Raw genomic sequence first — 23,693 nt, forward strand, 5'->3', positions numbered from 1 at the left:
GTGAATTAGAAAGTGATACTGATATTACCTCCATAAGTTCTTAGGTTAGGATACTGTGTAGCTGCATTTCCAATAAAACCAGCATAAGCACCATTTCCATCAAATCCTGTTTCAGGATCATCATAATTTCTGTTTTCTTTTGCAAATTTAATGAATGGATTTCTAGCTTGGAATCCAATAGTAAGCTCATTAATTTTAGAATTCCCTAATATCTTTTTATCAAATGTATAAGAAATAGCAATTTCACGAACTTTAAACGCTGTAGCATCCATTACAAAATTTTCACCTACAGAATTATAAGTAGCTCCTCCATAATGTTCTGATAAAGCTAATGTAGGATTATAATTAGCACTATTAGGATTATTGTAAGTAGTTGCAAAAATAGGAACACTCGTGTTCGCAACGTAAGCACCATTCTGTAAGTATACAGAATTCGGTATTACATAAGGTTTTGTTCTATCAAAAGCTGCAGATTCTTCAAGCTGACCTGAGAATGCCATCGAATTTTTAGTACCTGAATAGAATACGTGTCCTGTACGGTAATCAGCTGTTGCAGATAATGTAAAGCCTTTTACTTTTAATGAAGTTGTAAGACCTAAAATATATTTAGGTGTATTTCTTCCCAAAACGCTAAGCTGAGAATTAACCTGAGGTAAACCTGTAGCAGCATTTACAACGATTCTTCCTTGATCATCTCGAACGTAAGTTGTTCCTTTAATTACTCCAAATTTCTCACCTTCAACAGCAAAAATACCTACAGAAGAAGAAGAAAGTAGAGCAATCTCTTTTGCACCATCAGCCAATTTAGTAACTTTACTATAGCCACTTGTAAAGTTAGCTCCAATATCCCAACGTATATTTTTATTTTTGATTGGAACAAAATTAATATTCATCTCAATACCTCTTCCTTCCATATCTCCAACATTTCTCCATTGTCCACTTAAACCTGTTGTACTAGATGTTGTTTGAAAAGTAATAAGATCGTCTGTTTTACTTTTATATACTGCTCCATCAAAAGTAATTCTATCATTGAATAATCCAAATGATAACCCTACTTCGGCTCTAGTCGTAAATTCAGGATTTAATGAACGATCTGTTACACTTGTTTGTGGCTGATAACTAATATATCCACTACCAGCATATGGATATCCACCACCTACAGTAGCAACTGGATATAACTGATAATTCCCAATAGCTGAAATTCCTCCTGTTCTTTCTAATGCTGCATTAACCTTCAAATAATTCAAAATTTTACCTCCAAAATCAAATGCTTTTGTCGGAATAAATGAAAGTGAAGCTGATGGGAAGAAATAAGAGAAATCATTATTTACAGATAATTGTTTTAAACTTGAGTTCATCTCATATCTTCCTGCAGCGTTGAAGAATAAGTATTTTTTGTAAGATAAATCGATATTTCCTAAAAACGCATGAACATTCGTGTGGAATTTTCTATTATTTAAAGTACTTGGCTGCGCCGGATTAGATAGATTTGGAATAGTATATAATCCCGGAATCAATAAACCTGTACCTCCAGCTTGGCTGTTTGTAGTTCTTCTGTCCTGATAGTTATGACCTACTGTAATATCTAAATTTAAATCCGTTGCGATATCATAATTTAAATTTAAAGTTAAATCTCCATAATAGTTCTGTTGATTTACATTTGATTGAAAATAACTCGACTGAACATTAGGGAAAATTCCATCGTAAATTGGAGCTACTACATAACCATCATTATAATTACTGCTTTCAGCATTATTAAAGCTCATGTTACCACGATATGATAAATTAATATGATCGTCAAACTTATAAGCAGCTGCACCAATTAGATTAAAATAATTCTGAATGGAATTAGATCTTATATGCTTTTGTCTAAAATATGGACTAGTATAATAAATATTCCAACCATATGCATTGTCTGAATAATCTTTAAACTTCTCAATTGGAATATCTGACGCACTCTGAAGTAAGTCATGGTAAATTGTTGCATCAGCCTGAGAAGTTTTAGTTCTGATATAATTAATTTGACCGTCAAAAGACCATTTATTGATTTTGGTACCTCCTTTCATTAAAACGGAGTATCTACTTAATTTATCATTAGCCACAATAAATTCTTTCTCTAAACTTCCAAGAGTTAAACCAAAATACCCATTATTGTTACCTGTAGATACCGATAAAGTATTTTGGAAAATTGTACCCGTTTGGAAAAAATCTCTTACATTATCTTTACCATAAGGTGCAAAAGTTGACATAATTGAAGCTCCTTCATCACCAGTAGGATTATTGTCATTTGGATTCACTGTGATAAAACCATCTCCATCAAAATCATATAAAGGAACACCATATGGCTGCATTGTTCCTGCATATGCAGGATCATTGAATGCAGGACCCCATGCTCCATTTTCTACATTAACTTTTTTACCAAACCATCCTTGTCCATAGCTTCTTTGTCTTTTTGGTAAGAAAGCGACTGTTTCGAAATCTACAGAAGAGTTATAATTAATTCTTAATCCTCCGCTCGCAGTACCTCTTTTCGTAGTCACTACTACTACCCCATTAATACCCTGAGAACCATATATTGCTGCTCCACCGGCACCTTTTATAATATTTACAGATTCTATCAAATCAGGAGGTAGCTGAGCCAAAATGTTAGCACTAGAAATAACGTTATCGATAACAACTAAAGCTTCTTGGCTACCAGTAATTGTCGTAGGAGTTCTGATTACAATACTTTGAGATGAATTTACACTACTGTTTGTCTGATTAATTCTTACACCAGAAGCCTTACCTGCAATAGCACTGATTGCATTCGGGTTATTAGCAGCTTTTAACTGCTGATTGCTAATAATTTGCTGAGCTGTAGTAACTTCATCTTTTACTTTCAATCTTCCAGTTACTGGCTGAACGAAAACAACTTCTTCAATGTTTTGTGTTTTAATAGTATCTCTATTTCCTCTATTTTGGGCGTTAGCAACCGCAAAAGAAGATGATAAAACTACCAGTAGAACACTTGCTGTTAATTTCTTCATATTTAAATTGATTATTTTTTATTATTTGCAAATATGTAAAACTTTCTTAAAGTAACCAAATATTTTGTTAAAAATCTTTAATATTGCATGATTTTACTTGGGTGAAATAGCGAAAATTATGGATTTAATAAAAAAATGGTCGATTTTTTATGTTGAGGCAGGTTGCGATGAAGTGGGTCGAGGCTGTTTATCCGGACCTGTGGTCGCTGCTGCAGTAATTTTAGATGAGAATTTTAACCAAAATTTGGTTAACGATTCTAAAAAGTTAAATTTTAAGACTAGAATGGATCTTGACAGTTATATCAAAGATAATGTAAAAGATTACGCAATTGCAGAACTTTCTCCTGCTTTTATAGACCAGCACAATATACTGAATGCAAGTATTCATGCAATGCATCAGGCTTTGGATAAACTAATCATCAGACCGGAGCTGATTTTAGTAGACGGGAATAGATTTCATCCATACAATTTTATTCCTCATGAATGTATTATCAAAGGAGATTCTAAAGTATTATCAATTGCTGCGGCTTCTATTTTGGCAAAAAATTACAGAGACAAATTAATGATTGAGCTTCATGAAGAGCATCCTGAATACGGTTGGAACACAAACTTTGGCTATGCTACTAAAAAACATCAGGAAGCGCTGATAAAATTCGGGCCGACAAAATATCACAGGCAGTCTTTCAGGTTGAAATATGACTAATATTAAGGATTTAAAATAAAAGGTAATGTACTGAAAAATAGTTGGTGAAATTCAGGATATATTTTAATAAATTATGGATGTTAATCCGAAGAGGACAAAAGCACTGGTGGAGATCAACTTTTCAGCAATAGGATTAATGTTCAAAACGATAGTTTTAAGGTGAGGTTTCCCTCACCTTTTCGTTTATTATCGGATGAACCTTATGGCTAAAAAAACTCTATTTTTCGTTAGAAAAATAAATATACCATTTGATGAAATTGATTCGGTTTTTCAATGTGAGACCTCTGTGCAGGTCGAGATGATTTTTTAAATGGCTGAAATATCCCTCAATACCATTGGTTGTTTTAGGAATATTGGGATTTTCCAGATAATGAAACATATTGGGCAATGCCCGTTTTATAGTAAAATACGATCGTCTGATAAGCTTGTGGGTATACCAGTATCTTTCGGTTTCAAGATTAATTGTTTTTTCATTAATATAATCCTGATGTCTCAAATACCAGTCGTTGAGTTCATTTTTCCACCAGATTTTATCGTTTTGTGTTTTAATTTTCAGTAATAATAAAACGTGTTTTCGAAGTTCCTGACCGGCAATGTGTTTAGGAAACTTTGTGAGCCAGATCAGGCACATTCTCTGAATATGAACCAGACATCTCTGAGTAATGATGTCTCCATCAGATTTATTTATGGCTTTCAAAACGCTTTTATGTCCATCTGTAGTAATGCTTTCCAGCTTTACGCCCAGCCGTAAAAGATTGTTTAAATCTTCCCTGATTTCTTCATAATGTTCTCCATCGGTAAAACGGATAAGCTGTGTATATCCATCAAAATCATCCTGATAAGCAATTAAACAGAACTGAGCAAAATAAGTTGCATCCATTCTTAAATTCACCTTTTCCCGTTTGATGATCTTTAAGGTAGGAGACTGCTCTAAAATGGTATAAAATGTTTTCTGCAAAGTATCTTTCGAATAACCGCTGTCTCTGCAAAGCGTTTTGTAGGTCTGCCTTTCCAATACCCATTTTTTGAACCAGATAAAACGATTTTTAATTCTCTGCTCCGTTCTGTTTTGAGTAAATAAAATCCCGCAATTTTTACATTTAAATCTTTGCTTTCCCCCTTGTTTTCCCCAACGAATTACCTCCAGGCTTGAACAAGACCAACAACGTTTTTTTGCCATTTTTCAGACAAAGAAAAAGTTTTATGAAACACGTTTCATAAAACTTCCTCCAAGCAGCCTAACAATGAGGTTTTGATAGAATTCTACCAACTATTTTTCAGTATTATGCCAAATAAAAAAGAGAGGCAAAATTTAAATTTACCTCTCTTTTTTTATTCTCAGAAATTTTATTTCTTTTTCTTCTGCTGCTCCTGATATTTTTGCTGCTCCTGAGCTTTCTCCATCATTTCTCTCATTCTCTTCTGGAACTTCCCTTCTGTTTTCGGCTTTTCTTTATTCGCCTGAATCTGCGCATGGATTTTCTTTTCATCGAGAATTACATATTTAATCACAAGGATTATTAAGATGTTAATCGCATTCGAAACAAAATAATACCATGAAAGACCGGATGCTGAAGTATTCAGGAAGAATAAGAAGGTAACCGGGAAGATGTACATTAAGACCTTCATATTAGGCATTCCTTCCTGTTGCGGCTGTTGCATATTTCCTGAAGTCATTACAGTATAAATTAAAATCACAACAGTACAGGCTAAAGCAAAAATACTTAAGTGATCTCCCAAGAAAGGCACTTTAAATGGCAATTTAATTAAATCATCATAAGCCGTTAAATCTTTTGCAAACCAGAATCCTTTACCTCTTAAATCTATAAAATTCGGAAAGAAACGGAATAATGCATAGAAAATAGGAATCTGCACCAACGCCGGTAAACATCCCGCCATCTGATTAACTCCGGCTTTTCGATAGACCTCCATTGTAGCCTGCTGCTTTTTCATCGGATCTGCATCCTTAAATTTGGCATTCACCTCATCAATTTCCGGACGGATTACTCTCATCATTGCACTTAACTTGTGCTGTTTGTACATAATCGGCGATAAGATTAATTTAACCAAGATGGTCAGTAAAAAAATTGCCCAACCTGCAGTTAATCCCCAAGATGCGATAAAGTTATAAATAGGAATAAAGAAGCCTCTGTTCATCCATCCGATGAAAGACCATCCTAAAGGAAGAATTTCATCAAAGTTTTTATCATATGTTTTTAATAATGGTAAATCCAAAGGCATGAAATACCATGTGAAATCCTGATTCAGCTCACTTCCGGTCATCTGAACAAAACCTTCATAGTTTAATTTTTTCAGATATTCTCCTTCTTCAATGGCTTCCTGATTTCCTTTACTTTGGGTAAACCCTGTTTTAGATTCAATCACAGAAGCAAAAAACTGCTGTTTAACCCCTATCCAGTTAAGCGTCTCTTTATCCTCAGTCATCGTTGTTCTTCCATCATAATCATAGTCTTTATAATCATTGAAAGCATATGAGAATTCCGAGTGAGACTGTTCCTGCGCTCTACCCTTTTCCAAGTTTCTTACGCTGTAATCCCAAATGAAGTCTGCCTTATTGTCGGAAGTAATTTTAGCAAGTCCCTGAGTTCTTACTTTAAAATCTAAAGCATATTGATCTTTCAGTTCCGCTTTTGGATTATTATTTAATGAATATACAAACTGAATAACTGCGCCATTGTAATTCGCCGTTAAGGTCGCAACATTTCCATTGACAACAGGAGCAAAAACTAAATCTTTAGTATTGATAATTTTCCCCGTCCTGTCTTTAAACTGAAAACCGTAGTTGGAGTTGTTTTTTGTAATCAGGTAAAGCGGAAGATCTGCGTTATCCGTTTTATGATCGTATGCTTTGTATTTTGCAAGTTCCACTTTAGAAACCTGCCCTCCTAAACTGTTGAATTCAATTTTCAATTCATTGTTTGCAAGCGTTGCCGTCTGAATTGAGCCGGGAGTTACATTTGGATTGATATTGGTTGCCTGAGTCTGTTTTACGGCATTTTTAGCCTGTTCAGTTTTCTGCTGCTGAGCTTTTACTGCATCTTCTTTCGATTGTTTGTTTTGGAAATAAAACATGAAACCGAAAAGAACTAAGCATAAAACCGCAAAACTAATAATCTGACTTTTATCGAGTCCGTTGTTCTGTTGCATTTTATTTTAATTAAAATTTTACCTATTAAATAATATATAGTAAACGCTATACATTTTCGAGTCGACAAAAATACTGTTTTTTTATCAAAACTCTATGCTATAATATATTACTATATAATAAACTCAGGCTGAGAATAATCAGTCTGAGTTTATTTATGACGTTTGTAATTTTTAAATTACTTTATTTTGAAGTACATGCTTTAATAAAAGCTCTGAATAAAGGATGCGGTGTTGCAACCGTACTCTTGTATTCAGGGTGATACTGAACTCCTACATAAAAAGGATGATCCGGCATTTCCAACGCTTCCACCAATCCGGTTTCAGGGTTTGTTCCCGTCGCTAGGAAACCGTTTTTCTCGAATTCTCCAATGTAATCACTGTTGAATTCATATCTGTGACGGTGTCTTTCCGTAATATTTTTTGCTCCGTAGATTTCGTTTAATTTAGAACCGTTTTTCAAAGAACATTTCCATGCTCCAAGACGCATGGTTCCGCCTTTATCTACTACATTTTTCTGTTCTTCCATCAAAGAAATTACAGGATGTTCTGTAGAAGTATCGAATTCCATAGAGTTCGCTTTAGTGTATCCCAAAACATTTCTTGCAAATTCAATCGTCATAATCTGCATTCCTAAACAAATTCCCAACATCGGAATTTTATTTTCTCTTGCATATTGAGCCGTAAGAACTTTTCCTTCAATTCCTCTGTCTCCGAATCCCGGTGCGACCAAAATTCCGCTAACTCCTGATAAAGTTTCTTTAATATTTTCAGAAGTTAAATCTCCACTGTACACCCATCTTACCTTCACTTCCGTTTCAAGATCTGCTCCGGCATGTTTGAAAGCTTCAGCAATGGAAATATAAGAGTCCTGAAGAGAAACATATTTTCCAACCAACGCAATTTCAATAGATTTTTTAGGATTCTGGAATTTTTTAAGGAATGATTTCCAGTCTTTAAGATCCGCTTCTTTATCACTTTTTAGATCCAATTCTTTAAGAACCACATCATCAAAGTTCTGTTTCTGAAGGTACATTGGAACTTCATAAATTGTATCTAAATCTTTACATTCAATTACATTATCTAAAGGAACATTACAGAACTGAGCCAGTTTCGCTCTCTGATCTTTCGGGATCTTATGCTCCGTACGGCAAACCAAAACATCCGCCATAATTCCGCTCTCCATCAACTGACGAACAGAATGCTGAGAAGGTTTTGTTTTTAATTCTCCGCTTGAAGCCAGATAAGGCAACAAAGTAAGATGAATTACCATAGAATTTTTCTCACCCAACTCCCATTTTAACTGACGAACCGTTTCAATGTAAGGTAAAGATTCTATATCTCCCACAGTTCCGCCGATCTCCGTAATAATGATATCGTAGTTCTGTTTGGATAAGATTTTAATTCTGCGTTTGATTTCGTTCGTAATATGAGGAATTACCTGAACCGTTTTTCCAAGGAAGTCTCCTTTTCTTTCCTTTTCGATTACCGTCTGGTAAATTTTTCCTGTTGTAACGTTGTTGTTTTGGGAAGTCGGCGCATCAAGATAACGCTCGTAGTGTCCTAAATCCAGATCCGTCTCCGCGCCATCTTCGGTTACGTAGCATTCTCCATGTTCATAAGGATTCAAAGTTCCCGGATCAATATTAATATAAGGATCAAGCTTTTGAATAGTTACGTTGAAGCCACGCGATTTTAGTAGAAGTCCAAGAGAAGCTGAAACGATTCCCTTTCCCAAAGATGAAGTTACACCTCCTGTCACAAAGATGTACTTTGTATTCTTTTTACTCATTAGATTAGGTTTGTGCAAAGTTAGGGGAAAAAGAAATACAAAGCAATTTTGGATGAAGTTTAATCCAAATGTTTATTTGATAATAAAATTAAAAATCCAAAAATCGTTTTAATTTTTACTGCTTGAAAAGGCTTTTCAGAGTAATTAATTTAATAAATCTTTAGCAAATTAAAATTTCATTAAAAATTGATACATAAATCCTTCTTTCTCCAAAATAATAAAAAAAGGTTTCCAAAACTGAAAACCTTCTAATCATATTTATAGTTATACAAATTATATTTTGATCATTTCAAAGTACAGATTAACATCCACGTCTTTAGCAACTCCTGTTCCTGTAGGATCATATTTGATATCATAATCCAAACGGTTTATGGTAAAACTTGCCTGAAATCCCATCACTTCTTTTCCCTGTTGATTTTTCGCGATTCCGCCAAAAGTTACGGGAACAGAGATATCTCTCGTAACATCTTTTATGGTTAATTTTCCTTTCAGAATGTAGGTGTTATTTTTATCCTTCTTCATGGAAGTTGTTACGAAACCCATCGTCGGATATTTTTCTGCACTGAAAAAGTCTTCGCTTTTCAAATGCTTATCTCTCATTTCAACTCCTGTATTAATGGTATTTACCTCAACTGTAAAATTCAGGTCTGCATTTTCTAAAGTATTGCCCTTTGTGGAAGCCTTCCCGTCAAACTTATCAAATCTTCCCTGCACAAAGCTGATTCCCATATGTTTGATATTAAAATTAACAGAAGAATGCATCGGATCTACCGCCCAGTCTGTCTGCGCAAAACTGAAAACACTTAGTAATGTAAATACAAAAGTTAAAAGTAATTTTTTCATTGTATAATATTTTGAATTAATTCCTGTACAAAGGTAAGTTACTTATAACAACGAACTATTGATCTATGTTATTTTTTGATTTTGCAAAATTTATTTTTGAATATAATCTATCTATTAAAAACATCATCAGTAAAACAAAAAAAGAATTCACATACATCATGATCATCAAAAGATTTTCATTACTCGAATTTGTAAAATAGGCAAAAGGATTATTCCCTGAAATGATTAAAAATAACAAATAAATAGCTTCAAATAAAATAGCAATCCTTGAAATTGAATGATAACTCTTTCTGAAAATAATCACAGTCAGCGAACCTATTGCAGTAATTACAGAGCAAAAGATCAAAATTAAATAAGAATACATTCCAAAATCTCCACCGGGCAAATTTAGAAATCTCACCGTCCATTCTGTAAACTGAGCATGCAAAAGTGACATTACCACAAAAATCAGCAAACTCAAAAAAATATTTTTCATAGCCGAAAATTAACTAAAATTCGAAAGAAAAATTCAAAAAAAATTTTGAACTTCGCAGTATGGCAAAACTCAAAACAGCATATTTCTGTCAGAACTGCGGAACCCAGTATTCCCAATGGATGGGACAATGCAAAAACTGCGGACAATGGAATACCTTGGTGGAAGAAGTCGTGGAAAAAACAACTTCACACAAAACGCCGCCTTTTTCAAAAACAAAACAGCACGTCATCAATATCGTAGAAGTTGAAACCAATGAAGAACCGAGAATAAAAACACCTTCCGAAGAACTCAATAGGGTTTTGGGAGGCGGAATTGTTTTAGGATCCGTTACACTGATCGGCGGAGAACCGGGAATCGGTAAGTCTACCCTGCTTCTTCAATTGGCTCTGAAAATGAAGAAAAAAGTTTTCTATGTTTCGGGGGAAGAAAGTGCTTCTCAAATTAAAATGAGAGCCGACCGTCTGACTGATATCCAAAATCCCAACTGCTTTTTGTTTACAGAAACCAATCTGGAAAAAATTCTTCATGAAGCTAAAAAACTGGAGCCCGACTTTGTGATTATCGATTCCATTCAGACCTTACAATCTCAGTTGATTGAAAGTTCTCCCGGAACCGTTTCCCAGATCCGCGAATGTTCCAATGAAATTATTAAATATGCCAAAGAAAACAACGTTCCTGTGTTTTTGGTCGGTCACATCACGAAAGACGGACAAATTGCCGGTCCGAAAGTTCTGGAACACATGGTGGATGTGGTTTTGAATTTCGATGGCGACAGAAATCATCTTTTCAGATTATTGAGAGCCAACAAAAACCGTTTCGGATCGACTTCCGAGATTGGGATTTATGAAATGATTTCTCAGGGTTTAAAGGAAATTAAAAATCCATCTGAAATTTTAATCACCAAAAAATTCGAAGAACTTTCCGGAAATTCAGTCGCTGTAACTCTGGAAGGAAACCGTCCGATGCTGTTGGAAATTCAGGCTTTGGTAAGTACCGCAGTTTACGGAACACCGCAGAGAAGTTCCACCGGTTTTGATGCCAAAAGATTGAATATGCTTCTTGCAGTTCTGGAAAAAAGAGCAGGTTTCCAACTCGGAGCAAAAGACGTTTTCTTAAATATTACCGGCGGAATAAAAACCGATGATCCGGCTTTAGATTTAGCGGTTGTTGCTTCCATTCTTTCATCCAATGAAGATATTGCCATTTCCGAACATTATTGTTTTGCGGGAGAAATTGGTTTAAGTGGTGAAATACGCCCGATTGCACAGGCGGAACAGAGAATTACCGAAGCGGAAAAGTTAGGCTACGAAAAGATTTTTATTTCTAATCTGAACAAATTACCGAAGAAAAAATTCGGGATTAAAATAGAAGAAGTAAGCAAAATTGAGGATTTTCATGAAAGATTATTTTAATTAAAACACACCATATTAAATGATGAAAACCAACATCCTCAATTACTATAACCATCTTGCAAAAACCTATGACGAAAACCGTTTCGGGAATTCCTACGGAAAATACATCGATGACCAGGAAAGAGCTTTTTTAAATTCCTTTTTTAGAAATAAAAGTTATTCAAAAATTCTGGATTTAGGTTGCGGAACAGGAAGACTGCTGAATTTTGCCACTCACGGTGCAGATTTCAGTGAAGAAATGCTGAATATTGCCCGAAAAAAATTTCCTGAAAAAATTTTAGCCAAAGGAGAAATCTCAAAAATCCCTTTCGCAGATGAATTTGACTGTATTTTCTGTTTCCATGTCATCATGCATCAAAACAGAAAGGAAACGGAAGCTTTTTTGGATGAATGCTTTTCAAAATTAACCAAAAACGGAACTTTAATTTTTGATTATCCCACGAAAAACAGACGAAAAGTTGTTTCTCCACAGGAAGATTGGCACGCTGGAAACAGTTTTACACCCAAAGAAATTTCTGAATTAGCCGGAAAACGATGGAAAATTAAAAATTCAACCGGAATTTTACTGTTCCCGATTCACAGAATTCCTAAAAGTTTAAGAAAATATTTTCTTCCGCTGGATATTTTGCTGTGTAAAACATTCCTGCAAAACTGGGCTTCTTATCACATTGTTGTTTTAGAAAAGATATGAGACAGCAATTACGAAAACTCCTTCCAAATAATTTTAAACTGCAATTGAAATTATTGAGAAGATATATTAACGAAAGCAAAACCCAATATTCTTATCCGAAATATTACAGCTCAGAAAATATTGGAGAATATAAAACTGAACTCCGGCAAATCATCAGGAAAGGAGAATTTTATGAGAACAAACTTCATAACCTGAAGATTGTCGGAGAAAAAATCAACCATCTGATTATTTATCCCAACGAAGTTTTTTCTTTCTGGAAACTGATCGGAAAACCGAATGAGAAAAATAATTTTAAAGAAGGGAGAAATTTAATTAAAAACAATATTTCAAGTGATTTTGGAGGCGGAATTTGTCAGTTTTCCTCAATCTTATATTTTCTAGCTTTGCAGTCGGGTTTAAAAATCATTGAAAGATTTCCTCATTCCATAGATATTTATAAGGATCATGAACGTTTTACACCTTTAGGTTCAGATTGTACCGTGGTTTATGGCTATAAAGATTTACAGTTTCAGAATACTTTTTCATTTCCGGTTCAGTTGCAATGTTTTGTGAATGATGAAGAACTTTCTGTCTGTTTTCTTTCACCGAAAGAAATCGTTTTGAATACAATCAATTTCAGCTATTCTGAAATAGAAAACGGAGTCTGGGTTGAAACTTTACAGGACGGTAAAGTTTTGCTTAAAAATTTCTATATTCGTTTATGAATTATTTGGCGCATTCCTTTCTTACTTTTACAGACGGACAGATTGTCGGTCAGTTTTTGGAAGATTTCATTAAAAACAGAGACCGCTATTCTTTTCCGAAAGATATTCAGGACGGAATCACTTTACACCGCGCTATTGATACTTTTACAGACGGTCATCCTGCCATTCATGAAGCCAAAAAAGTTTTTGCACCTTTGGTAAGATTATACGCCGGAGCTTTTGTGGATGTTTCTATGGATTATTTTGTAGCAAATGATTTAAGCCTGAATTCTCTGGAAGGCTGGAAAAATCATTCCCGAAAAGTTTACCGTGTTTTGAATGAAAATTATGAATTTCTTCCCGAAAACTTCAGAATAATGCTTGAAAAAATGGAAGAAGGCGATTGGCTTTACAACTACCGTTTCGAGAAAAACATCGGTTACAGTATGAGAAACGTTCTGAACAAAGCAAAATATTTAAACATTGATATTCCCGTTCACGAAGCTTTTTTAAAGAATAAAGATTTTCTTCAGGAATGTTATGATGATTTTTTTCCTGATTTATTGGAACATGCCAAAGAAATCAATGCGCTTTTACAGCTCGAAAATTAATTTTTAAAACTGCTGAAACAAATAACGGTTCGGGTAAGTTAATTTTTCACTTTTCCGGTTTCCGTTAACGATGATGTGGACGATATTGATCTGATCGTCAAATAAATTATACAGAAAACTTACCGCTGCTTCTACTTTTTTCGGGTTGTCGATTTTTTCAGATTCAAGGTAAATATTTACCGATTCCTGATCTTCTTCATAGCCTACATAATTAACATTCAGAAATTTATTATTGCCTTTTAGCTTAAAATATTCCGCAGAATAATTTTTAAGAGATTCGTTGAGCTGTGTTTTGAATTTCGGATCGTTGAAATGAAGCGATTTGCTGTATTTATTATTCAGTCCGTTTTCCAGATCATCCAGAAAAAAACGCCCTGTAATTTCAAACGTTTTGGATTTCTGATTGTAATTAATTTCTACAGAACCTACATGATAAGGATGTTTTGCCTTTGTAAAAGAGAAAAATATAATTAAAACGGTAAAGAAGAAAAACAGTTTTTTCATTGTAATAAATCAAGGATTTTTTGTGGATCTTGTCGCATATCGAAGAACAGAAGAACTTTAATTTTAGTCTCGTTTTCCTTTCGGAAGAACATTCTTACGTGTTTTTTGCCGATTAAAACACTTTTCGTCTTGTGAAGGGAACTTTGAAACTGAGAATATTTTCCATTTTCAAGATCATTCGTTATTCTTTTCACATCTTCTAAGAAAATAACAACTTCACGATTTGTCCAGATTCTCTTAAGAAATTCGATATTCTCTGCTAACGTTTTTTTTGCTATTTCTGAGAATTCAATCTGCATATTTCTTCATCAATAAACTTAAAGAAATCATTTTTCGAGATCATATCGTCATCTTTCAGAGATTCCCCATATTTTTCAATCTCTTCAAAAACATGAGAAGGCAGACCTTCAACCATTTCATAATTATTTTCTACAATTCTTACTCCTTTCAGTCTTTCTAAAAGCTGCTTAACGAAAAAATAATCTTCTTTATTATCTATTTCTATGGTAAGGTTCATTGTATTGATTTTACACAAAGTTAAAATAAATTTTGTATCATCGCGTTTCAAAAATAATATTGGAAAAATGCAGGATTTTTTATTCTATCTGAATCTCGGCTGGGAACACATTATTTCTTTGGATGCACTCGATCATCAGCTTTTTGTTCTGGCTTTAATTGCGGTATATTCTTTTAGCGATCTAAAGAAAGTTTTAATTCTTGTTACCGCTTTTACCATCGGTCATTCCATTACTTTGGCATTAAGCACTTTTGATATCATAAGAATCAATTCGGATTGGGTGGAGTTTCTGATTCCGTTGACGATTGTTTTAACTTCGCTGAATAATATTCTCATCCGAAATAAAAAACAGTCTCAGAATAACGCCAATTACTATTTAGCCTTAATTTTCGGACTGATCCACGGAATGGGCTTTGCGAATACCGCAAGAGTGATGATTGCCAAAAGCCAGAGTATTGCTGTTCCTCTTTTAGGCTTCAATATCGGTTTGGAATTGGGGCAGATTGCCATTGTTTTCGGGATTTTAATACTGCTCTTTATTTTGCTTAAACTATTCAAAGTAAATCAGAAAGACTGGATCCTTTTTGTCTCTTCCGGAGTATTTGCCCTCTCTTTAAAAATGACATTAGAAAGAATTCCTTTTTAACGCTGAAACATTTTCAAATTTTCAGCTACTTATTATTATATTTGAAAATCTTTAAAACAATTTCGGTTATGAAACTAAAAGTTGCCATACTTTCTCTTTCTGTATTTGCGTATACAGGTTTCACCGCACAAAATATCCAGAACAATCCTGGAAGCAACCACGGAAACAAATTCGAGCAGTTAGGAACCATTCTTCCTACACCAAATATCTACAGAACCGCTTCCGGAGCTCCCGGTCATGGTTATTGGCAAAACAGAGCCGATTACGAGATCAATGCTTATCTGGACGAAGACAAAAGAAATCTGAAAGGTTCTGAAACCATTACGTATTACAACAATTCTCCGGACGATCTGGATTATATCTGGCTTCAGCTTGATGAGAATCAACAGTCGACAGTAAAGAAAGCGGACTTCCCGTTCTCTTCTACCCTTCCGAAAGCGGCAACAGACCAACAGCTGAAAGCTTCTGAAGTTCCGGCAATCGATAATGGATATGGAGTAAATCTTGAAAAAGTAACGGATGCTTCAGGAAATCCTTTGAAATATACCGTCAATAAAACCATGATGCGTATTGATCTTCCTAAAGTTCTGAAAAAAGGAGAAAAACTGGTTTTCAAAGTAGACTGGAACTACAATATCCCGAACCGAATGAAAATGGGCGGTCGTGGCGGTTACGAAAACTTCCCTGAAGAAGGAAACGATCTTTATACGATGACGCAATGGTATCCGAGAATGTGCGTATACAGCGATTTCCACGGATGGCAGAATCATCAGTTTACAGGAAGAGGAGAATTTGCTCTGGTTTTCGGAAATTTTAAAGTTTCGATGAATGTTCCCGCAGATCATGTGGTAGGAGGAACAGGAGAATGTAAAAACTATGATCAGGTCTTAACATCTGAGCAATTGGCAAGATACAACAAGTCTAAAACTTCTACTGAACCTGTAGAAATCGTGACTCTGGATGAAGCTAAAAAAGCGGAGAAAAATCATTCCAAGCAGAGAAAAACATGGACTTTTGAAGCGAATGACGTGAGAGATTTCGCATGGACTTCTTCAAGAAAATTTGTGTGGGACGGAATGGGCGTTACGATTCCTGAAAACAACAATAAAGTAATGGCAATGAGCTTTTACCCGAAAGAAGCTTATGGGTTATACAGAAAATATTCAACCAAAGCAGTTGCGCATACCATTAAAACCTATTCAGAATTCACCATTCCTTATCCTTATCCTGTCGCACAGTCTGTAGAAGCGGCAAACGGAATGGAATATCCGATGATCTGCTTCAACTACGGAAGAACGGAAAAAGACGGAACCTATTCGGAAGGAATTAAAAACGGAATGTTGGGCGTTGTGATTCACGAGGTGGGACATAACTTTTTCCCGATGATTATTAATTCAGACGAAAGACAATGGAGCTGGATGGACGAAGGTTTAAATACTTTCGTGGAATATCTTACTGAAGAAAAATGGGACAATAAATTCCCGTCAAAAAGAGGTCCGGCGTGGACAATTGTAGATTACATGAAACTTCCGAAAGATCAACTGGAGCCAATTATGAGTAATTCTGAAAACATTATTCAGTTTGGTCCGAATGCGTATTCCAAACCGGCAACCGGATTAAATATTCTTCGTGAAACGATCATGGGAAGAGAACTTTTTGATAAAGCTTTTAAAACCTACGCTAAAAGATGGGCTTTCAGACATCCTGAACCTGCAGATTTCTTCAGAACGATGGAAGATGCAAGCGGTGAAGATCTGGACTGGTTCTGGAGAGGATGGTTCTACGGAACTGATCCTGTAGATATCGCGATTGATAAAGTGACGATTGCAACTCCGGATCTGAATACTGCTCCAAGAGAAGCCAAAGAAAATAAATATAAAGTTGATAAACCTGCCCTGAACGAATTTGAAGATATTTCAAAAATCAGAAACAGAGAAGATAAAAACATTACTTTCTACGTAGACAAAGACAAGGAAGCACAGGATTTCTATTACAGATACGACAGAAGTCAGGAAAAAGTGGATAACGATAAGGAATACGTTTCTAAATTCGAGGGAACCGAACCTTTAACGCAGAAAGAAAAAGATAAATTTAAAAATCTTACCGCTTATCAGATTGATTTCGTGAACAAAGGAGGTTTGGTAATGCCGATTATTTTAGAATTTACTTTTGAGGACGGAACAAAACTTACCGACAAATCTTCTGCACAGATCTGGAGAATGAACGAGCAGAAAGTTTCTAAAACGTATTATTTTGAAAAGAAATTAAAATCTGTTCAGCTTGATCCAATGAGAGAAACTGCCGATATTGATACTTCCAACAATTTCTGGAGCAATGACGGCGGAACAGCACAGGTTTCCAAATTCGATCTGTTCAAACAGAAAGAAACAGGAAATGCAAGAGGCGCTTCTAACGGAAAAGTAAATCCGATGCAGGCTGCAGGGAAAAAATAAAATTTTCCATCAAAGCATATCCATAACTGTAAAAGTTATATTTTTAAAACAGATATTTTCTGAAAATGTAAGATTTATTTATTTTTCTTTCTTTTCAAAAAGTATCTGTTTTATTTTATCTTATTTTCTGTAGAAAAAGGTCCAGATCATCTTCTTTTCCCAACCCCAATTTCTGCTTAATTCTGTATTTTGCCACTCTTACACTTTTGGCTTCTATATGAAATAAACCTGCAATCTGCTTCGTATTCATCTGTAAATGAAGACAGGCGCAGTATTTCATGTCTAACTGCGAAAGTTTCTGCACAGATTTATCATGGAGTAAGTTAAAAAAATCCGGATGTAGTTGCTGTACCTGAGATTTTATTTCGGCAAAATCATGATCTCTGAGCATTTCTTCTTTGATGAGCTTATTGATCTGCTGGGTTTCTCCTTCGTTGGCTTTGGCTTTAATCTGCTGAAGCATTTCATTTTTTTTAGAAAGCTGCAAACTGCTTGCTATCATTTCTTTTTGAAGCTGGCTTTGTTTTACGGCTAAGAGTTCATGCTCCAGATTAAGCCTTGCTTTTTCTTCTTTTTCGAATTTTGCCTGCAGTTCGGCTTCCTGCTTTTTGGCTTCCAGTTCTTTTGCTCTTTGTGTAGAGTATTTAAGTTTGTAATGATAAGAACGGAACATGAATCCCAATCCCGCTAAAGTAACCCCAAAAATTCCAAGATAAAGATAATTTTGCAGCGTCCTGCTCTCTGCCCTTTCCTTCAATGTTGCCAATTCTGTATTTTTCTTCTCTACTTCGTATTGGATCTCTAATTTCTGGGCATTTTTTATTTGTTCCTGATTATTGATTTTTCCAATAACATCCTGCAGTTTTTTTTGATAGACAAATGCTTTGTTGAAATTTTTCTTTTTCTCATATAAATTGACCAAAGCCTGATAATCATTCATCCAGGTATAGTAATAGGGAGGATTTTTCTGAAGCATTTTTTCTTCTGCCAAAAGATAATATTTCTCTGCCTCTGCCAAGTCGCCTTCATTTTCCGCATATGCACCTTTTATTCCGTATACATTGGTGAGATAATCATATTTGAGAGGATGATTTTTTACTGTTTGTTCTACTATCTGTAAATAATGGCCTATTTTTCTTTTAGTATCATTATTTTGAGGAAGATAAGCTAAAGAAAAGGTGGCTAGATTAATGTTCATTCTGGAATAGGCAGTGTAGCCAATCTCTTCCGGATATTTTTCGCAGAGGTTATTTATTTTCTCTGCAAAATAAAATACACTGTCTTTGTATTTTTTGCTTTTGGTTGCAAATTCCATATGATCGTAATAATGCATTTCTGCGTCATATGCATCTATTATACAATTAACATTTTTCGATTTTTCTGCATTCTTCAATGCCAGATGAGCATATATTTTTACCTTATCCTGTTTTCCCCACTGTTCATAGGCATAATACATATCCCAGTACAGCAAAGACAACAGTCTGTAATCTTTTTTAATTTTAAGAAAATGAATTCCTTTCTGTGCATCGCGGATGGACAAGTCCAGTATTTCATTGTGTTTATAGAAGTAGGAACTTGCTGATAAAGCCACAGCATTTGCGAGATCATCTTTCGATTTTTCAGCAAAATATAATGACTTGCTTATCGCATTTTTAGCCTCTTTTACATTGTCATTAAACGTGAAGATTTTGCTTAGAGAGGCATATTCGTACGCCAGAGCAACATCATCATTTTTAGGCTCTGATATTGAAATTGCTTTATTTATAAGTCTTAAAGACGTTGAAAAATCCTCATTTAATCTTGAAAGTTCGGCATCTTTCAGAAGTTTTACAACTTTTATATCTTTCACCTGTGCCTGCAGATAAAATACGTTCAAAAGAATCAGTATTAAAAAAATAATTTTCTTCATATTGGGTTTTAAAATGTAGTGAAAAACTTCAGCATTTAATCCAATTAGCTCCAGGAATGACGTCAGAAGCAAAGGGAAAATTCAGCATATTTTTCTCCGATTGATATTTTTTTCCGCAAAAGAGCAATAATTCAGTCTTTATAATTCCGTTTTTCTTTTTGCTTTTGACAGAAGATGGTTAATCATGTACCTGCTTATAGTTTTTCATGTTGCAAAATTATATTATTTAGGAACAGATAATGAAATCGAATACAATTTCAAAGCACTTCTAAAAAACTAAACATCAGCTATTTAAAAATCATGTAGTCACTTTGTAGTCACACTTTTTACTAAAGGTAGCCGTTTTGTGGTATCCTTTTTTATTGTTCGGCTGACAATTTAAAAGAGTTTTGCATTAAGATTTTAAATAAAAAATGTAAACCAATAAATAGCAACTTTTAAATAATGAACACAAAAAAGACGGCAAAATTATTTCTTATATTCATTTCGGGTCTTGCAACAGCACAGATCGGTATTAATACTCCTAATCCGTTAGACACTTTTCATGTTGACGGCGGAAAAGACAATCCATCATCCGGAATTCCGACAACAGATCAGCAATCCAATGATTTTATTGTGACCAAAACAGGAAAAGTAGGAATAGGAACGACAACAATAGGCTCCGGTCATATGCTGGAAATTGTGGGTCCTACCAATCAGATTCCAAACATTCAGGAAGCAAGTGCGGATATTTATATGATTCCGGGATCTTTACAGGAAAAATCTACTCTAAGAGTGGCTAATTTTCAGGGAAAGGAAACCCAGGTCACAACTTTTGACGGATCTTATACCGGAACCAGAGGAGATGGAATACCTTACGCTAATCTGGGGGTTTACTTTTCCAACGGAGACAACATTAGCCATGAGCTAAGAAGCACAGTAGGAGGAAACCACTATTTTGTAATCAATTCCAGAACAATTACTACGATGACGGCTTCCGGAAATGTAGGGATGGGGATTGTAAACAATGTGGGAAATCTTGCTCCGGTAAGCACTTTGGACGTAAGAGGTTCTGTGGGCGGAAATATCAGAGCTTTGTCTTCGGGAACTGTTGCAGATAATGATTTCACGTTATTGGTTCAGGGTTCTGTAAGTCTGCCTGCTGCAAGTTCCGCCAACATAAGACGTATATATTATCTTATTAACGATACAGCCGCCTCACAAACTGTTTCGGGAAATTTCAGATTGAACGGAAATATATTTAATTCCTATACACTTAACAATTCTGACGGAGGAAGAGGTATTTCTGTACAAAGTGACGGAAGTAACTGGATCATAATTTCTAAGTTTTAAATAAAAACCTTACACTTTAAAAACACAAATCAATAATAAAAGTAAATTTCCATTCACGCAGTGTTGTTTTAACCAAATCACAATTTTATTAATCATCTAAAAATAATTTCATCATGGACAGAAAAAATGCAGCAATCATTTCTTACCTCACCATCATCGGATGGCTGATTGCGTATCTGATTACAAACAGCGACAAAAGAGATTCTTTTGTAAAATATCATTTGAAACAGTCTTTAGGGCTTATTATTTCACAATTTTCTTTTGGTATTGCTGCAGGCATTCTGACTTCAATAATGCCATCATTATCATTTATCAACTATTTTGCAATTGTATTTTTGATATTATGGATTTTCGGAATCATTAATGTTGTAAATTCAGTAGAAAAGCCGATTCCTATGATCGGCAGGTTATTTGAAGATAAATTTAATTTCATCAAATAAATAAAAGGAATTTGGAACTGTTAACGTACATTTTAGTACCGTTTTTTATCGCTCTTTTGTTTAAAAAATTAATGTTAACAAAGAAATTTTTAACCTATTTACTTACCACATTTATTATTTTGATATACCCTTTTTTGCTATTCTCTTTGGAGGATTTTCTGAACTTTGCAGATCAAAAATCAAGATGCGGAAATATTCAGGGTTTATTTGTTATCGGAAATACTGTAATTTATCTACCCGTTGCTTTATTGCTGCAATATTTTTTTAATAAATGGCTTGTGAAATTTAAGAACACAAATGACTAAAATACTGTAACTTTTACACAAAGGGTACAACTAATTATTAAAAAAATTCATGAGACTATTTCTGATCCTTTTAATAATGAGCAGTGCCCAAATTTTTGCTCAGAAAACTGTTACTCCGGGTAATGTAAAGCTTGAATCCCAATACATTAAAGATGAAATATCCGATGCAGTATGGTACGCTGCAAAAGGTGACCAGAAAATGGAAATCGGGAAAATAACCTCCGAGGTAAAAAAGCTAGACAAAAACAGACTTCTTCTTAAAACTACAGTAAAGATGAATCAGGCTCCGGACAAACCATGGACAGATTCTACGGTGGTAAGAATTTCAGATTTTCAGCCGATGTATCATTCTTCCTACAATATGATGAGAGACATGGTGATTAAGTTTGAAAAAAATAAAGCAACAGGATATTATTTCGATAAAAAAGCACAGAAAAAAGACGTTATTAACGAAAAAATTTCCACTGAATATTTCGACAGCAATGCGTATCCCGCAATCATAAGATTTATGCCTTTAAAAGAAAATATATCCGCAGAAATGCCGATTTTCGATTATAATCCGGCTGCTAAAAAAGGCGTTATAAAAGCCTATGTGGAAAATGTAACCCAAGGAGATCTTAACGGTAAAAAAGTCTGGATCGTAAAAACCACGGATGATATTCAGGACAGAAAGTCTGTAGTCACGTATTATATTGATTTTTCCACAAGGAAGGTTCTGAAACAGGAAATAGATTCCGACGGAAGAAAAATGGTTATGGAATCTGTAAAATAAAAAGATTATTCTTTAAAAGTATTCAGAATCTGGATACTTTTTTTAGATTTGCACCAGATAAAAACTTTAAAAATATCCATGAAAAAACTTAGCCTTTTATTGGTGTTTATTCTTTCAGCACAAAACTTCTTTGCACAATCTCTACAGTTTTATACAGGAAAAAGAGATTTCCTTCCCATAGAAATTCTAATGGAAGACGGCAGTACAAAAAAAGGATTTGCACAAGACTTTATGCTTCCTGATGTTGCAACATTCAGTTTCATGGGAAAAGGTCCTAAATATGCCAATTTAGACAGAAAAGAAGTAAAATTTAAATCTTCAAAAAGCGATACCAAAGTACAATTAATCCCTGTTTCTGATATTAAAAGTTTATTGTATACAAATGAAGAAACCCAGGAGCAATTTCAACTGGACAAACGTCTGGTAAAAGAGATCAACAAAGATCAGGAACTGGAATCCGAAGGAAAAGTACTGATGCTTCCTTTGATGGAAAAAGGACTGATAAATCTTTATGGTTACAGAAGCATGATGTGCAAGGCAGATTTTGGAAATAATTATTCCGCAGCTTCCAATGGAAACGAAAACGATTGTCAGTTAACTTATGTAATGGTTTATTTAAGCAAACCAGGCGACACCGTTGCCATTGCGCCGGTAGATTATCCTTCCTTAAGTCCCTTAGATTTATTTAATCTTAAAACATTATACAAAAAATTCTATACAGCCTATGAAATGGTAGGAGCAGACTGTCCGGAGTTTCTTAAAAAAGTAGATGAAGCAAGACAGAACGATTATTTTTCCAATAAAACTTTTAAGGAAAAGAAAAGAGCAACCGATGACGAAAGAAAAGCAGCGCTTAAAGGTAAAAGAGGAGCTGAAGCTTCAAAGATAAATATGAAATATAAATCAGCAATATACACTGATATCTATAAAAAACTGATCGACGATTACGAAGATTCTTGTCATCAATAAAATACAAGTCACCTCATTTTTGAAGTGACTTTTTTTCTGCCAAAATTTCCGTTCAAAAAAAATTAGTCTGCCAAAATTTTCTTTTGCCTGTGTTGGCATACAATTAGAGAATTTCAAGACAGAAATAATTAAAAAATTAAATATATTATGTCAGTAAACTTTAAACCATTAGCAGACAGAGTTTTGATCGAACCGATCGCTGCAGAAACTAAAACAGCTTCAGGTATTATTATTCCGGACACCGCAAAAGAAAAACCTCAGGAAGGTACTGTTGTGGCAGTTGGTCCGGGCAAAAAAGATGAGCCTACAACTGTACAAGTGGGTGACAAAGTTCTTTACGGGAAATATTCAGGTTCTGAATTGAAATTGGAAGGAAAAGATTATTTAATTGTAAAAGAGGGAGATTTACTAGGAATCATCGGTTAATTCGTAAAAAGTAAAATGT

At 34.6% G+C, this 23,693-nt stretch carries 22 protein-coding genes; 12 read left to right on the forward strand and 10 right to left on the reverse strand.

Features of this window, described 5'->3' with window-relative positions; translation table 11 throughout:
* Positions 1 to 5 precede the first annotated feature (5 nt).
* Positions 6 to 3,026, reverse strand: coding sequence for a SusC/RagA family TonB-linked outer membrane protein (locus tag KKI44_RS10125; protein WP_214590887.1), 3,021 nt, complete (start codon positions 3,024 to 3,026; stop codon positions 6 to 8).
* 118 nt (positions 3,027 to 3,144) lie between these two features.
* Between KKI44_RS10125 and KKI44_RS10130 the strand changes: the two genes are divergently transcribed.
* A complete protein-coding gene (locus tag KKI44_RS10130; protein ID WP_214590888.1) occupies positions 3,145 to 3,729 on the forward strand; it encodes a ribonuclease HII in 585 nt (194 codons plus the stop codon).
* 217 nt (positions 3,730 to 3,946) lie between these two features.
* On the opposite strand, the gene KKI44_RS10135 is transcribed toward KKI44_RS10130, so the two are convergent.
* The 5 genes from KKI44_RS10135 to KKI44_RS10155 form a co-directional block, all read right to left on the reverse strand.
* A complete protein-coding gene (locus KKI44_RS10135) occupies positions 3,947 to 4,909 on the reverse strand; it encodes a transposase (RefSeq protein WP_250902065.1) in 963 nt (320 codons plus the stop codon).
* A gap of 167 nt (positions 4,910 to 5,076) precedes the next feature.
* Positions 5,077 to 6,897 (reverse strand): membrane protein insertase YidC, encoded by a 1,821-nt coding sequence (gene yidC / locus KKI44_RS10140; RefSeq protein WP_214590889.1) that lies wholly within the window; start codon positions 6,895 to 6,897, stop codon positions 5,077 to 5,079.
* A 181-nt stretch (positions 6,898 to 7,078) separates the two neighbouring features.
* A complete protein-coding gene (locus tag KKI44_RS10145; RefSeq protein ID WP_214590890.1) occupies positions 7,079 to 8,686 on the reverse strand; it encodes a CTP synthase in 1,608 nt (535 codons plus the stop codon).
* A gap of 273 nt (positions 8,687 to 8,959) precedes the next feature.
* Positions 8,960 to 9,529: a YceI family protein gene (locus KKI44_RS10150; protein WP_214590891.1), complete on the reverse strand. Its 570-nt coding sequence runs from the start codon at positions 9,527 to 9,529 to the stop codon at positions 8,960 to 8,962.
* A gap of 55 nt (positions 9,530 to 9,584) precedes the next feature.
* The gene (locus tag KKI44_RS10155; protein ID WP_214590892.1) at positions 9,585 to 10,004 is read right to left on the reverse strand and encodes a hypothetical protein; all 420 of its coding nucleotides are present in this window, start codon (positions 10,002 to 10,004) and stop codon (positions 9,585 to 9,587) included.
* Between the two features lie 59 nt (positions 10,005 to 10,063).
* On the opposite strand from KKI44_RS10155, the gene radA reads away from it, so the two are divergent.
* From radA to KKI44_RS10175, 4 genes are read left to right on the forward strand one after another with little or no spacing between them, the layout of a single operon-like run.
* Positions 10,064 to 11,416: a DNA repair protein RadA gene (gene radA / locus KKI44_RS10160; protein ID WP_076390791.1), complete on the forward strand. Its 1,353-nt coding sequence runs from the start codon at positions 10,064 to 10,066 to the stop codon at positions 11,414 to 11,416.
* 19 nt (positions 11,417 to 11,435) lie between these two features.
* Complete coding sequence (locus tag KKI44_RS10165) at positions 11,436 to 12,107, forward strand: class I SAM-dependent methyltransferase (protein WP_214590893.1); 672 nt, start codon at positions 11,436 to 11,438, stop codon at positions 12,105 to 12,107.
* A complete protein-coding gene (locus tag KKI44_RS10170) occupies positions 12,104 to 12,811 on the forward strand; it encodes a VanW family protein (RefSeq protein ID WP_214590894.1) in 708 nt (235 codons plus the stop codon). The genes KKI44_RS10165 and KKI44_RS10170 overlap by 4 nt, the downstream gene beginning before the upstream one ends.
* On the forward strand, positions 12,808 to 13,401 hold the full coding sequence (locus KKI44_RS10175; protein ID WP_214590895.1) for an ACP phosphodiesterase: 594 nt from the start codon (positions 12,808 to 12,810) through the stop codon (positions 13,399 to 13,401). Before KKI44_RS10170 ends, KKI44_RS10175 begins: the two co-directional genes overlap by 4 nt.
* Before the next feature lie 3 nt (positions 13,402 to 13,404).
* Here KKI44_RS10175 and KKI44_RS10180 read toward each other — a convergent pair whose 3' ends face one another.
* From KKI44_RS10180 to KKI44_RS10190, 3 genes are read right to left on the reverse strand one after another with little or no spacing between them, the layout of a single operon-like run.
* A complete protein-coding gene (locus KKI44_RS10180) occupies positions 13,405 to 13,905 on the reverse strand; it encodes a DUF6702 family protein (protein WP_214590896.1) in 501 nt (166 codons plus the stop codon).
* On the reverse strand, positions 13,902 to 14,204 hold the full coding sequence (locus KKI44_RS10185; RefSeq protein WP_214590897.1) for a hypothetical protein: 303 nt from the start codon (positions 14,202 to 14,204) through the stop codon (positions 13,902 to 13,904). Before KKI44_RS10185 ends, KKI44_RS10180 begins: the two co-directional genes overlap by 4 nt.
* On the reverse strand, positions 14,180 to 14,422 hold the full coding sequence (locus KKI44_RS10190; RefSeq protein WP_214590898.1) for a hypothetical protein: 243 nt from the start codon (positions 14,420 to 14,422) through the stop codon (positions 14,180 to 14,182). The genes KKI44_RS10185 and KKI44_RS10190 overlap by 25 nt, the downstream gene beginning before the upstream one ends.
* A gap of 67 nt (positions 14,423 to 14,489) precedes the next feature.
* Between KKI44_RS10190 and KKI44_RS10195 the strand changes: the two genes are divergently transcribed.
* Both KKI44_RS10195 and KKI44_RS10200 read left to right on the forward strand, forming a co-directional pair.
* A complete protein-coding gene (locus KKI44_RS10195) occupies positions 14,490 to 15,068 on the forward strand; it encodes a HupE/UreJ family protein (protein ID WP_214590899.1) in 579 nt (192 codons plus the stop codon).
* 68 nt (positions 15,069 to 15,136) lie between these two features.
* A complete protein-coding gene (locus KKI44_RS10200) occupies positions 15,137 to 17,521 on the forward strand; it encodes a M1 family metallopeptidase (RefSeq protein ID WP_214590900.1) in 2,385 nt (794 codons plus the stop codon).
* A 115-nt stretch (positions 17,522 to 17,636) separates the two neighbouring features.
* Here the strand turns inward: KKI44_RS10200 and KKI44_RS10205 are convergent, their stop codons facing one another.
* Entirely contained in the window at positions 17,637 to 19,430 is a 1,794-nt protein-coding gene (locus KKI44_RS10205) for a hypothetical protein (RefSeq protein ID WP_214590901.1), read from the reverse strand.
* 444 nt (positions 19,431 to 19,874) lie between these two features.
* On the opposite strand from KKI44_RS10205, the gene KKI44_RS10210 reads away from it, so the two are divergent.
* The 5 genes from KKI44_RS10210 to groES all read left to right on the forward strand — a co-directional run bounded on the left by KKI44_RS10210 (position 19,875) and on the right by groES (position 23,674).
* Complete coding sequence (locus tag KKI44_RS10210; protein WP_214590902.1) at positions 19,875 to 20,762, forward strand: hypothetical protein; 888 nt, start codon at positions 19,875 to 19,877, stop codon at positions 20,760 to 20,762.
* Positions 20,763 to 20,875: 113 nt separating this feature from the next.
* Positions 20,876 to 21,202, forward strand: coding sequence for a DUF4870 domain-containing protein (locus KKI44_RS10215; RefSeq protein WP_214590903.1), 327 nt, complete (start codon positions 20,876 to 20,878; stop codon positions 21,200 to 21,202).
* A 354-nt stretch (positions 21,203 to 21,556) separates the two neighbouring features.
* Positions 21,557 to 22,279, forward strand: coding sequence for a hypothetical protein (locus tag KKI44_RS10220; RefSeq protein WP_214590904.1), 723 nt, complete (start codon positions 21,557 to 21,559; stop codon positions 22,277 to 22,279).
* Positions 22,280 to 22,357: 78 nt separating this feature from the next.
* Positions 22,358 to 23,248: a hypothetical protein gene (locus KKI44_RS10225; RefSeq protein ID WP_214590905.1), complete on the forward strand. Its 891-nt coding sequence runs from the start codon at positions 22,358 to 22,360 to the stop codon at positions 23,246 to 23,248.
* Between the two features lie 147 nt (positions 23,249 to 23,395).
* Positions 23,396 to 23,674: a co-chaperone GroES gene (groES, locus tag KKI44_RS10230; protein ID WP_040997294.1), complete on the forward strand. Its 279-nt coding sequence runs from the start codon at positions 23,396 to 23,398 to the stop codon at positions 23,672 to 23,674.
* Positions 23,675 to 23,693: the final 19 nt, after the last annotated feature.

It is taken from the genome of Chryseobacterium sp. ZHDP1 (assembly GCF_018603435.1).
GTDB lineage: Bacteria > Bacteroidota > Bacteroidia > Flavobacteriales > Weeksellaceae > Chryseobacterium > Chryseobacterium indicum.

Coding starts and splice junctions, on each gene's coding strand:
- KKI44_RS10175 (WP_214590895.1), top strand. CDS start 12,808: ATGAATTATTTGGCGCATTCCTTTCTTACTTTTACAGACGGACAGATT.
- KKI44_RS10195 (WP_214590899.1), top strand. CDS start 14,490: ATGCAGGATTTTTTATTCTATCTGAATCTCGGCTGGGAACACATTATT.
- KKI44_RS10200 (WP_214590900.1), top strand. CDS start 15,137: ATGAAACTAAAAGTTGCCATACTTTCTCTTTCTGTATTTGCGTATACA.
- KKI44_RS10155 (WP_214590892.1), bottom strand. CDS start 10,004: ATGAAAAATATTTTTTTGAGTTTGCTGATTTTTGTGGTAATGTCACTT.
- KKI44_RS10135 (WP_250902065.1), bottom strand. CDS start 4,909: ATGGCAAAAAAACGTTGTTGGTCTTGTTCAAGCCTGGAGGTAATTCGT.
- KKI44_RS10170 (WP_214590894.1), top strand. CDS start 12,104: ATGAGACAGCAATTACGAAAACTCCTTCCAAATAATTTTAAACTGCAA.
- KKI44_RS10190 (WP_214590898.1), bottom strand. CDS start 14,422: ATGAACCTTACCATAGAAATAGATAATAAAGAAGATTATTTTTTCGTT.
- KKI44_RS10215 (WP_214590903.1), top strand. CDS start 20,876: ATGGACAGAAAAAATGCAGCAATCATTTCTTACCTCACCATCATCGGA.
- KKI44_RS10145 (WP_214590890.1), bottom strand. CDS start 8,686: ATGAGTAAAAAGAATACAAAGTACATCTTTGTGACAGGAGGTGTAACT.
- KKI44_RS10220 (WP_214590904.1), top strand. CDS start 21,557: ATGAGACTATTTCTGATCCTTTTAATAATGAGCAGTGCCCAAATTTTT.
- KKI44_RS10165 (WP_214590893.1), top strand. CDS start 11,436: ATGATGAAAACCAACATCCTCAATTACTATAACCATCTTGCAAAAACC.
- KKI44_RS10210 (WP_214590902.1), top strand. CDS start 19,875: ATGAACACAAAAAAGACGGCAAAATTATTTCTTATATTCATTTCGGGT.
- groES (WP_040997294.1), top strand. CDS start 23,396: ATGTCAGTAAACTTTAAACCATTAGCAGACAGAGTTTTGATCGAACCG.
- yidC (WP_214590889.1), bottom strand. CDS start 6,897: ATGCAACAGAACAACGGACTCGATAAAAGTCAGATTATTAGTTTTGCG.
- KKI44_RS10185 (WP_214590897.1), bottom strand. CDS start 14,204: ATGCAGATTGAATTCTCAGAAATAGCAAAAAAAACGTTAGCAGAGAAT.
- radA (WP_076390791.1), top strand. CDS start 10,064: ATGGCAAAACTCAAAACAGCATATTTCTGTCAGAACTGCGGAACCCAG.
- KKI44_RS10130 (WP_214590888.1), top strand. CDS start 3,145: ATGGATTTAATAAAAAAATGGTCGATTTTTTATGTTGAGGCAGGTTGC.
- KKI44_RS10125 (WP_214590887.1), bottom strand. CDS start 3,026: ATGAAGAAATTAACAGCAAGTGTTCTACTGGTAGTTTTATCATCTTCT.
- KKI44_RS10150 (WP_214590891.1), bottom strand. CDS start 9,529: ATGAAAAAATTACTTTTAACTTTTGTATTTACATTACTAAGTGTTTTC.
- KKI44_RS10225 (WP_214590905.1), top strand. CDS start 22,358: ATGAAAAAACTTAGCCTTTTATTGGTGTTTATTCTTTCAGCACAAAAC.
- KKI44_RS10180 (WP_214590896.1), bottom strand. CDS start 13,905: ATGAAAAAACTGTTTTTCTTCTTTACCGTTTTAATTATATTTTTCTCT.
- KKI44_RS10205 (WP_214590901.1), bottom strand. CDS start 19,430: ATGAAGAAAATTATTTTTTTAATACTGATTCTTTTGAACGTATTTTAT.